Annotated in this window: 8 protein-coding genes; 5 read left to right on the forward strand and 3 right to left on the reverse strand. The window is 72.3% G+C overall.

The window, feature by feature from the left end; genetic code table 11:
- Together ASG88_RS21300 and ASG88_RS21305 are read right to left on the reverse strand one after the other, a co-directional pair.
- The gene (locus ASG88_RS21300) at positions 1-1,548 is read right to left on the reverse strand and encodes a glycosyltransferase family 61 protein (RefSeq protein WP_056889461.1); all 1,548 of its coding nucleotides are present in this window, start codon (positions 1,546-1,548) and stop codon (positions 1-3) included.
- Positions 1,545-2,177: a hypothetical protein gene (locus ASG88_RS21305; protein WP_157559876.1), complete on the reverse strand. Its 633-nt coding sequence runs from the start codon at positions 2,175-2,177 to the stop codon at positions 1,545-1,547. Before ASG88_RS21305 ends, ASG88_RS21300 begins: the two co-directional genes overlap by 4 nt.
- Positions 2,178-2,375: 198 nt before the next feature.
- Here ASG88_RS21305 and paaN point away from each other — a divergent pair, with 198 nt between their 5' ends.
- Both paaN and ASG88_RS21315 read left to right on the forward strand, forming a co-directional pair.
- Entirely contained in the window at positions 2,376-4,046 is a 1,671-nt protein-coding gene (paaN, locus tag ASG88_RS21310; RefSeq protein WP_056889463.1) for a phenylacetic acid degradation protein PaaN, read from the forward strand.
- Positions 4,047-4,077: 31 nt separating this feature from the next.
- A complete protein-coding gene (locus tag ASG88_RS21315) occupies positions 4,078-5,589 on the forward strand; it encodes an amidohydrolase (RefSeq protein ID WP_056889464.1) in 1,512 nt (503 codons plus the stop codon).
- 75 nt (positions 5,590-5,664) lie between these two features.
- On the opposite strand, the gene ASG88_RS21320 is transcribed toward ASG88_RS21315, so the two are convergent.
- Positions 5,665-6,870 carry a helix-turn-helix domain-containing protein gene (locus ASG88_RS21320; RefSeq protein ID WP_082600855.1) on the reverse strand — a complete coding sequence of 402 codons (1,206 nt, stop codon included), beginning with the start codon at positions 6,868-6,870 and terminating at the stop codon, positions 5,665-5,667.
- A 102-nt stretch (positions 6,871-6,972) separates the two neighbouring features.
- Here ASG88_RS21320 and ASG88_RS21325 point away from each other — a divergent pair, with 102 nt between their 5' ends.
- From ASG88_RS21325 to ASG88_RS23980, 3 genes are all read left to right on the forward strand, one after another.
- On the forward strand, positions 6,973-8,106 hold the full coding sequence (locus ASG88_RS21325) for a ferredoxin reductase (protein WP_056889465.1): 1,134 nt from the start codon (positions 6,973-6,975) through the stop codon (positions 8,104-8,106).
- Between the two features lie 73 nt (positions 8,107-8,179).
- Complete coding sequence (locus ASG88_RS21330) at positions 8,180-9,409, forward strand: fatty acid desaturase family protein (RefSeq protein WP_056889466.1); 1,230 nt, start codon at positions 8,180-8,182, stop codon at positions 9,407-9,409.
- A 263-nt stretch (positions 9,410-9,672) separates the two neighbouring features.
- On the forward strand, positions 9,673-10,507 hold an 835-nt coding region (locus tag ASG88_RS23980; RefSeq protein ID WP_235534950.1), incomplete at its 3' end, for a carboxypeptidase-like regulatory domain-containing protein.

Genomic DNA, 10,507 nt, shown 5'->3' on the forward strand with positions numbered 1-10,507 from the left:
TCAGAGGTCGCGCAGGAGGGCGCGCAGCGCCTGCCCGTGCTGCTCGACGTCGAAGCGCCAGGGTGACTGGAACGCCCGGTAGTCGAAGCCGCCGGCCGGGTGGTCCCGGTCCGGGGCGCTCCACAGGTAGTGCAGGTCGCTGCCGCGGGCGGCCGTGATCAGCTCCTCGTTGCGCGCGTCGTACGCCGCGTGGTTGAGCACGACGACCGGCGGTGCCTGGTCGGCGAAGACCAGGTTGAACATCCCGGTGCCGCCGAAGCCGCCGACGGCCCGGGCGTCGTGGAAGAGGCGGGCCTGCTCCGGCAGCGCGTGTCGGGACGGGTCCACCACGCCGAAGCCGGCGTCGGTGAACTCCGCCTCCACCTCGGCCCAGTTGTGGCACAACCGGTGACCGGCGCGTCGGGTCACGAAGATGCGCTCGCGACCCGACGGCTCGGGCGCGTTGCGGAGCAGGCCGTGCAGCACGCGGTCCCAGACCTCGGTGATGCGCGGGTCGATCGAGTAGGGCTCCTTGTTGTGGAGCTGGGGGGTCGCCGTGAAGAGGGTGTCGACCACGACCGGCTCCTCGAGCCAGACCACGTCGTCGAGGGAGATGCCGTACGCCGCCAGCACCGCGACGTCCGGCCGGACGGTGGGACGACCGCGGTCGCGGCGGTGCCGCCGCACCACCAGGCGGACGTCGGGGTCGTGGCGCCTCGCCTCCTCCCAGCCCCAGAGCTTGGCCAGGCCCTCGGTCATCAGGTGTCCGTAGTGCCCGGAGTTCTTGTACTCGAAGAAGTAGTGGCTGCCCTCGAGGCGCCGGACCGGTGCAGTCGGCTCGTTGCGCAGCCGGGCGAACCGCGGCGTGATGTCCCGCAGGCGCTCGTTGGCGAGCGGCTCGTGCTCGAACCACTTGAACGTCTCGGGCAGCAGGGTCGCGCCGGCGGCGACGACCATCCCCTCGTGGAGGGTGACGTCGCCGGTCCACCGCCGCACCTCCGACGGCGGCACCCGCCAGGAGGTCAGGGCCTCGCCGCCGCCGGTGCCGCGCGAGGTCACGGTGCGGGCCGGGGTGAAGACGGACTCCTCGTGACGGGCCAGCACCTGCAGGGCGACGTCGGCGCGGCGGGTCACGGTCGGTGCGCTTGTCTCGCCGACCTTGAGCAGGCTGGCGCCCACCTTGTCGACGACCACGAGGCGGCCGTCGCGTCGTACGCCGCCGATGGTCCGCCGCAGCTCCCGCCGCAGCCGTGGGCGGATCCGCACGGTCGGGCGCTCACCCGCCTCCAGGGCGCGCCACTGGGCCTCGATCCGGATGGCTGCAGGCTCGTCGGCAGCCACCACGACGTACTGCCCGCCCGGGGTGACGTGCCAGATCAGCCGGGCGGCCCGCCGCATCGCCCGCGCGGGCGGTGGCGCGGTGTCGTCGACGAGGGTCGCCGGCGGCCGGCCCGCCGGCACCGTGTCGCCGCCGCGGAGGACGACGCAGGGCCGGACGGCATCCCGCACGAAGCGGTCGAGACGGCGCCGGGTGCGGCGCTCCTCCCAGCGTGCGAGCAGCGGTGTCACGCCTGCCGCATCCCGGCGGCGACCCGGGCGATCAGCTGTCGGGCGCCACGGGCGTCGACCTCACGGCCGGTGACCGCGATCTCGACCTCGGCGAAGCCGGTGCCGCGCAGGTCCAGCCAGGTCAGGAAGCCGTGGCGGAGGAAGCCGTCGGACGCGTAGGTGAACTCCAGGGTGTTGGCGGTGCGCTTCTCGACCCTGAAGCGCTCCTCCTCCTCCTGCAGGTCCTGGATGCGGTCGGTGAGGGTCTCCTCGATGCTGTCGTTGGCCGACTGCACCTGCTCGATGCGCAGCAGGTAGGTGTTGTCCGGGTTGCCGGCCTTCTTCCACTTCGCCTCGTTGGGGGCGTTGTAGATCCGCGCCCAGCCGCGCGGGACGGGGTGGACGAGCCGGAACCGCTGGCTCCCCATCCGTCCCTCGCGCATCGGCAGGTCGGTCTCCAGCCGGGGCACCGACGGCTGCGCGTCGCCGGGCGGAAGGGGGTCGACCGGCACGCTGGGGGACTGGGCCATCACGGGGGCGGGCGCACTCTCGGTCGCGGGGTCGGGCTCGAGCGCGTACGACGCGGCGTACCCGCCCACGATCCCCACCACGAGCAGCGCCACCGCTGCCGCTGACCCCCGCCAACCCATGGGGAGACCATAAGCGGTGGGGTGGCCCGGCCTCGGCAGGCGTCGTCCCTCCCTCGCGGGGTAGTACCGGACGTTCGGGTGGCGACGCGCCGACGACTCCCACCCGAAGGTCCGGTACTACCCCAGAGCCGCCGCAGGTCGTATGACACGCGCCGGTCGAGATTGCGCGGAGGCGTCACATCGCGAGACAGTGTCCCCATGACCTCCAGCCCGCTCGTCAGCCTCGACCGTCACCGCGCCCGCCTCGACGCCGCGGTCGCCGCCAGCGCCGCCCGCACCTACTACTCGGCCTTCGACGAGTCCCCGTCGCCCCGCGTGTACGGCGAGTCCGCGGCCGCCGAGGGCAAGGCGGCGTTCGAGGCGCTGCTGGACCGGCCGTTCCCGCTCGAGACGCCGGGCAGTGACGGCACCGTGGCGACCGAGCGGTCGCCGTACGGCATCGACCTCGGCATCACCTACCCGCGGGCGAGCGACGTGGACGCCCTGATGGCGGCCGCTCAGGCGGGCATGAAGGCCTGGCGCGACGCCGGCCCCGACGGGCGCACCGCCGTCTGCCTGGAGATCCTCGACCGCCTGCACGGGCGCATCTTCGAGCTGGCCAACGCGGTCCAGCACACCAGCGGGCAGGCTTTCGTGATGGCCTTCCAGGCCGGGGGCGCGCACGCGCTGGACCGGGCCCTGGAGGCGATCGCCTACGCGCACACCGAGATGACCCGCACGCCGGCGACGGCCGTGTGGGAGAAGCCCGGCAAGTACCCGCTCACCATGGAGAAGACCTTCACCGTCGTCCCGCGCGGCGTGGCGCTGGTGATCGGCTGCAACACCTTCCCGACGTGGAACTCGTGGCCCGGCCTCTTCGCCAGCCTGGTCACCGGCAACCCGGTCGTGGTCAAGCCGCACCCGGGCGCCGTGCTGCCGCTCGCGATCACGGTCCAGGCCTGCCAGGAGGTGCTGGCCGACGCCGGCTTCGACCGCAACCTGGTCACGCTGGCGACCGAGGCGCCCGACGACAAGCTGGCCGCGACGCTGGCCACCCGCCCCGAGGTCCGGCTGGTCGACTTCACCGGCGGCAACGCCTTCGGCGACTGGCTCGAGGCCCACGCCCGCCAGGCGACGGTCTTCACCGAGAAGGCCGGCGTCAACACCGTCGTGATCGACTCGACGAGCGACCTGCCGGCGATGTGCCGCAACCTCGCCTTTTCGCTGGCCCTCTACTCCGGCCAGATGTGCACCGCCCCGCAGAACCTCTACCTCCCGGCCGCCGGCATCGGCACCCCGGACGGCACCGTGTCCCCGGCCGAGGTGGCCCAGGGCATCGAGAAGGCCCTCGACGGGCTCCTCGGCGAGGACGCCAAGGCCGTCGAGCTGCTCGGCGGGATGGTGTCCCCGGCCGTCGTCGAGCGCGTCGAGGCCGCCCGCTCCCGCGCGGGCGTGCTGGTCGCCGGGCGCGACGTCACGCACCCGTCGTACGCCGACGCCACCGTGCGCACGCCCACCCTCGTGGGGCTGACCGCGGCCGACTCCGACGTCTACGAGTCGGAGTGCTTCGGGCCGGTGGCCTACCTCATCGAGACCGCGGGCACCGACGAGTCCATCGACCTCTTCCGCGACACCGTGCAGCGCCACGGAGCGATGACCGCCGCCGTCTACTCCACCTCCGACGAGGTCGTCGAGCAGATGCGCGACGCGGCCCTCGACGCCGGGGTCGCGCTCAGCGAGAACCTCCTCGGCGGGGTCTTCGTCAACCAGTCGGCGGCCTTCAGCGACTTCCACGGCACCGGCGCCAACCCCGCCGCCAACGCGTCCTACACCGACGGCGCGTACGTCGCCTCGCGCTTCCGGGTGGTCCAGTCCCGACGCCACGTCTGAGTCGCCGGCTCGCCCGTCCTACGGTGGGCTCATGCTGATCCGCAACGCCCGCCTGGTGCCCCTCACCGAGCCTGCTCCGCAGGAGCTGGTCGACGTCCTCGTCGAGGACGGGTTCGTGACCCGGGTCGGGGCGGGCCTCGGCGACGAGACCGCGGCGAGCGGGCCCGCGGCGTACGACGGCGTGGTCGACGCCGAGGGCGGCTGGCTGATGCCCGGCCTGTGGGACCAGCACGTGCACCTGGCCCAGTGGACGCTCTCCAGCGCCCGCCTCGACCTCGCGCCCGCCCGCTCCGCCGAGCAGGCCGTCACGCTGGTCCGCGAGCGGCTGGAGGAGTGGCCCGACCTGCCCGTCATCGGCTGGGGCCACCGGCCGACCGCGTGGGACGAGGTCCCGATCACCTCCCACCTCGACGCCATCGAGACCGAGCAGCCGATCGTGCTGATCGCCGGCGACGGTCACCACGGCTGGCTCAACACCGTCGCCCTGCAGATGCTGGCGCTGCCCACCCGGCAGAGCGTGGTGAGCGAGGCCGAGTGGTTCATGGCCTACGGCCGGCTCTCGACCGTGCTGGGCACCGACGGCACCGGCCCGGAGGCCTACCGCCGGACCATGGAGAACGCCGCCGCGCTCGGCGTCGTCGGTGTCGTGGACTTCGAGTTCAGCGGCGGGGTCGCCGACTGGGCCGAGCGCTGGGCGGGCGGCGCGGACCTGATCCGGGTGCGGCACGCGTGCTACGCCGACGGCCTCGAGGACGTCATCTCCCGCGGGCTGCGCTCGGGCGACCCGCTCGACGGTGACCGCCGGCTGACGATGGGGCCGCTCAAGATCATCAGCGACGGCTCGCTCAACACCCGTACCGCCTGGTGCTGCGACCCCTACGCGGAGAAGGCCGTCCACGGGTTCCCCGAGGGCCAGCCCAACCAGACGCCCGAGGAGCTGCGCACGCTGCTGCGCCGGGCCGCCGAGCACGACATCCACGTCGCCGTGCACGCGATCGGCGACCGGGCGGTGACCGAGGCGCTCGACGCCTTCGAGGAGACCGGGGCCAGGGGCGGCATCGAGCACGTCCAGCTCACGACGCGCGACGACGTACGCCGCATGGCCGGGCTCGGCGTGCGCGCCAGCGTGCAGCCCGCCCACCTCATCGACGACCGCGACGTCACCGAGCGGCTGTGGCCCGGTCGGTCCGAGCGGTGCTTCCCGCTGCGCTGGATGCTCGACGACGGCGTCGACGTGGTGCTCGGATCGGACGCGCCGGTCTCGGTGCTCGACCCGTGGCTGGCCGTCGCGGCCGCCGTGCACCGCTCGGGCGACGAGCGCGAGCCGTGGCACCCCGAGCAGTCGCTCACCCCGCGGGAGGCGCTGGCCGCCTCGACCGACGGCCTCGGCACCGTGGCCCCCGGCCACCGCGCCGACCTCCTGCTGCTCGCGGCCGACCCGCTCGACGGTGCCGGCGACGCCGCCCACGCGGCCCGGCTGCTCGGCTTCGCCGACCACGTCGTCGCCACCTGGGTCGACGGCCGGGTGGCCCACCAGCGCTGATTTCTGGGGTAGTCCGTGACGAACGGACCCCTGAGATCGAGATCCCGGGGTCCGTTCGTCACGGACTACCCGAGCTCACGCGAGCGCCAGCGTCACCTCGAGCACGAACTGCGGGTCCTCCAGCCGGTCGCCGTACAGGTCGCGCAGCTGCCCGACGCGGTAGCGCACGGTCTGCGCGTGGATGAACAGCTCCTCGGCGACCGCGTCGCGGCGGCCCTGGTGCAGCACCCAGGCGCGCAGGGTCTCGGCGAGCTTGTCTGCGGTCGAGGGCCGCTGGTCGGCGAGCGGGGCGAGGACGCGGGCGCGCAGGTCGGCGCGGGTCTCCGGGTCGGCGGCGAGCAGCAGCGCGCCGAGGTGGGCGTCGGTGTCGACGACCCCCTCGATCCCGAGGGTGGCGGCGCGGACCGCGCGGTCGTGCGACCGGGCGGCCTCCAGCCACGGCACCGTCGGGCCGATCACCGCGGTCGTGCCGCGCAGCGCCCGCACCAGCCCGGCGCGGGCCGAGTCGGTGCCCTTCGACGGGGCGAGCAGCAGGGCCAGCCCGTCGGGGACGCCGGGCACCTCCTCGGTGGGGTGCAGGGTGCGCGGGTCGAGGGCGGTCACCGCGTGCGAGACCTGCGACTCCGGGAGCAGCACGGCGCTCAGCGCGGTCGGCGGCTCCCAGTCGGCCCGCTCGGCCGCCGCGACCACCGCATCGGCCGCGGCTCCGGTGACCAGGGCGCGGGCCAGCCGGTCGAGGTTGCGCTGCCGGACCCGGCCGGTGCTCTCCAGCTCGTCGGTGTGACCGGCGGCGCTGGAGGCGGAGAGCTCGTCGATGTAGGCGAAGACCAGCTCGGCGAAGCGCGACAGCTGCTCGGCCTCGACCCCCGCGTCCACCGCGGTCCGCGACAGGTCGCGCCACGAGACGCGCGCGCCGATCCGGTACGCCGCGAGCAGGGCCTCCATGCTCCGCCCGCTGCGGGCCTCGCCACGGCCGAGCTGGTAGGCGCCCTCGAGCGCCGGGGCCATCGGGGTGCCGGCGTCCTCGCGGGTGGCGAGGGTGAGGAAGCCGCCGAGCGCGAGCTGCACGGCCTGGCGGATCCGGTCGCCCATGGCGCCGCTGAACTGCCCGGCGTAGCTTGGCACCTCCTCGGTGATGGCCCCCACCGCCCGGTCCGCGACCTCGGCCAGCTCGTCGCGCATGAGGCGCACGACGTCCTCGTCGAGGCGTACGACGGTGGGTACCGGCGTGGCACGATCGGAGCGAATCTGTGTGGCGCGTCGCACAACTCGGTCGGCCATGGGCCCTCCTCGGCGATTGTTTGTTCGTTTCGAACAATAACCCGGATCTGATTCACGTGCACCGGGCAGGACTTCGCGGGCCGGAACAGGGAGTGTTGTCCCATGACGACGTTCCTGTCCCCCGCCTCGGGTCGCGACCGACCGCTGGTCCGCGACCTGCGCGACCGCGCGGTCCGTCTCGCCGAGGCCGCGACCACGCCGTTGCTCCCCGCCGACTACCTCGACCTCTTCGCCCCGCTGCGCTCCGGCGCCGACCTGCGCGGGCGCATCGAGGAGATCCACCCGGAGACCGCCGACGCGGCCACCATCGTGATCCGCCCCGGCGCCGACTGGGCCGGCCACGTGCCCGGCCAGTACCTCCGCATCGGCATCGACGTCGACGGGGTCCGCCAGTGGCGTGCCTACTCGCTGACCCACGGCCCCCGCGCCGACGGCCGGATCTCGATCACCGTCAAGGCCGTGCCCGACGGCCTGGTCAGCAACCACCTCGTCCACGAGGCCCGACCGGGCACGATCGTCCACCTCGAGCAGGCCGACGGCGAGTTCGTGCTCCGCAGCGACCACGACCGGCTTCTGTTCGTCACCGCCGGCTCCGGCATCACCCCGGTCATCGGGATGCTGCGCAACCTCTTCCCGAGCACCGACTCCGGCGTCCTGCGCCTGCCGCGCAGCAACGACCTCGACATCGTCGTCGTCCACGTCGCGCCCAGCGAGCCGCACTCGATCTTCAGCCGCGACCTGCACGCCCTGGCCGACGCCGGCGCGATCCGCCTGGTCGCGCGGTACGACGACGAGCACGGCGTCCTGGACGTCGCCGACCTCGCCGAGCTGGTCCCCGACCTGCACGAGCGCCGCACCCTGGCGTGCGGACCGGCTGGGCTGCTCGACGCCCTCGCCGCGCACCACGAGGCCGCCGGCCTCGAGCTCACCACCGAGCAGTTCCGCACCACCCGGGTCGAGGCCGGGGAGGGTGGCACCGTCGCCTTCTCCTCCGGCACCACGCTCGAGCTCGACGGCGCCACGCCGATCCTCGACGCCGCCGAGGAGGCGGGTGTCCTGATGCCCAGCGGGTGCCGGATGGGCATCTGCATGGGCTGCGTGCTGCCGCTGAAGGAGGGCTCGGTGCGCGATCTGCGCAACGGCGCCATCACCACCGCGATCCCCGGTGAGTCCGGGGCCATCAAGGTCCAGACCTGCATCAACGCCGCCGCCGGCCCCTGCCACATCGACCACTGACCCCTCGCCCCACTCGTGGTTTCGAGGCTCGCTGCACTCGCACCTCAACCACCGAGGAACCGGAAGGACTGACATGACCACGATCCAGAAGCAGGCCCAGAGCCCGATCGCCCACCTCACCGAGGCCGACATCGAGGCCATCGGCGTCGAGCTCGACGCGATCCGCCAGAGCATCCTCGACGACCGCGGCGCCGACGACGCGGCGTACATCCGCAAGCTCATCGACCGCCAGCGCAAGCTCGAGCTCGGCTCGCGCGCGGTGCTGCTCTTCAGCGCGTTCCCGCCCGCCTGGGTCGTCGGCACCGCCGGCCTCAGCGTCGCCAAGATCCTCGACAACATGGAGATCGGCCACAACATCCTCCACGGCCAGTGGGACTGGATGCGCGACCCCAAGATCCACTCCAGCACCTGGGAGTGGGACATGGCCTCGCCGTCGGAGCAGTGGAAGCACAGCCACAACGAGCTGCACCACACCTACACCAACGTCATCGGCAAGGACAACGACCTCGGCTACGGCATCATGCGCGTCGACGAGGGCCAGCGCTGGACGCCGTTCCACCTCGGCCAGCCGATCTGGTGCTTCATCAACGCCGTGTTCTTCGAGTACGGCATCGCGGCCTACGACCTCGACCTCGGCGCCGTGATCAAGAAGAAGCAGACCAAGGACCCGGAGTTCCGCCGCCGGGCCAAGCAGGTCCTCGGCAAGATCCGCCGTCAGGTCACCAAGGACTACGTCGCCCACCCGGTGCTGTCGATCCCGACCGGCTCGTTCCTGCCCACGCTCGCGGCCAACTTCACCGCCAACATCGTGCGCAACCTGTGGTCCAACTCGATCATCCTGTGCGGCCACTTCCCCGAGGGCGTCGAGACCTTCGAGAAGCGCTCCATCGAGGGTGAGTCCAAGGGCGACTGGTACGTCCGTCAGATGCTCGGCTCGGCCAACATCTCCGGCTCCAAGGCGCTGCACCTGATGAGCGGCAACCTGTCACACCAGATCGAGCACCACCTGTTCCCGGACCTGCCGTCCAACCGGTACGCCGAGATCGCGCCGAAGGTGCAGGCCCTCTTCGACAAGTACGACCTCAACTACCACACGCGCCCGTTCGTGCCGCAGGTCTACTCGGCCTGGCACAAGGTCGTGCGGCTGTCGCTGCCCAACGGCTGGCTGGCCACCACCAACGCCAAGAACGCGCCCGAGCAGTTCAAGCTGCTCTACAAGATGGCGACCGGTGGCCCCAAGATCCGTCGCGCCGCCCAGGCCCGTCTCGAGCAGCAGGCCCGTCGCATGGCCAAGGCGGCCTGATCGGCTCGCTGGACGTCGAAATCTCCAGTGGGAGCTGAGTCACCTGGTGACTCAGCTCCCACTGCGCATTTCCGGTGTCCGCGCACCCACAGATGCTGTGCGTCGCACTCGGCAACAGCGCATACGGGCGGACTAGCCCGGATCCCCACTGCTCTCCCACGCCACGTCAAGCAGACATCCTCACGGGCCCCGCCGTGCAGCGACATACCTAGTTTCGAGGAGAAGGGCGCCGCACCGAGGCACCGGACACCAAAGGGGACAGCATGAACCAGCGCATCCGTCAGGTCGCAGGGGCGACACTCGCCGCCACCGTGGGGCTCTCGTCCCTCGTCGCGTTCGCGAGTCCGGCCGACGCGATCGGGCAGCCGGCCAGGATCAAGGGGATCGTGACCACTCCTGACGGGTCGCCGTTGGCGGGCATTCACGTGGCGACGCTCAAGTGGAACGAGAACCTCGACCTGTGGAGCACTGCCGACTCCGACTCCACCGGGGCGGACGGCAGCTACAGCGTCGGGAAGTTGTCGAGCGGCACGTACCGGGTTCGCTACTACGACCCGAGCGGCACCTATTCCACGGAGTTCTACAACGACAAGACTCGGGCGGCCGAGGCCGAGCCGATCGACGTCAGCAAGGGCAACCTCGTGCTGGAGCCGGCAGCCCTCGGCGGCGCCGCTCACATGACGGGCAAGGTGACCGGAACGGACGGTCTCGGCATTGCTGCAGTGGTGACTGCCTACGTGAAGCAGGACGGTGCCTGGATCGTGTTCCAGTCAGTGACCGCGGACGATGAGGGCTACTACGATCTCGGCGGTCTTCCGGGTGGGGGTTACACGTTGGGTTTCGTCGATCCTGCGTCCGGCGTGACGGAGTACTGGAACAACCGCGCGGCCCTGACCGATGCGGCGAGCATCCAGCTGGCCAACTCGGGGGCGAGCACTGGACTCGACGCCCAGCTCCTCACGCCCAACCCGACGGACCCGACGGACCCGACGGACCCGAGCGACCCGAGCGACCCGAGCGACCCGACGGACCCGACGGACCCGACGGACCCGACGGACCCGACGGACCCGACGGACCCGACGGACCCGACGGACCCGA

Source organism: Nocardioides sp. Soil777 (genome assembly GCF_001428425.1).
Lineage (GTDB): Bacteria > Actinomycetota > Actinomycetes > Propionibacteriales > Nocardioidaceae > Nocardioides > Nocardioides terrigena.

Coding starts and splice junctions, on each gene's coding strand:
- ASG88_RS21305 (WP_157559876.1), bottom strand. CDS start 2,177: ATGGGTTGGCGGGGGTCAGCGGCAGCGGTGGCGCTGCTCGTGGTGGGG.
- paaN (WP_056889463.1), top strand. CDS start 2,376: ATGACCTCCAGCCCGCTCGTCAGCCTCGACCGTCACCGCGCCCGCCTC.
- ASG88_RS21315 (WP_056889464.1), top strand. CDS start 4,078: ATGCTGATCCGCAACGCCCGCCTGGTGCCCCTCACCGAGCCTGCTCCG.
- ASG88_RS21320 (WP_082600855.1), bottom strand. CDS start 6,870: ATGGCCGACCGAGTTGTGCGACGCGCCACACAGATTCGCTCCGATCGT.
- ASG88_RS21325 (WP_056889465.1), top strand. CDS start 6,973: ATGACGACGTTCCTGTCCCCCGCCTCGGGTCGCGACCGACCGCTGGTC.
- ASG88_RS21330 (WP_056889466.1), top strand. CDS start 8,180: ATGACCACGATCCAGAAGCAGGCCCAGAGCCCGATCGCCCACCTCACC.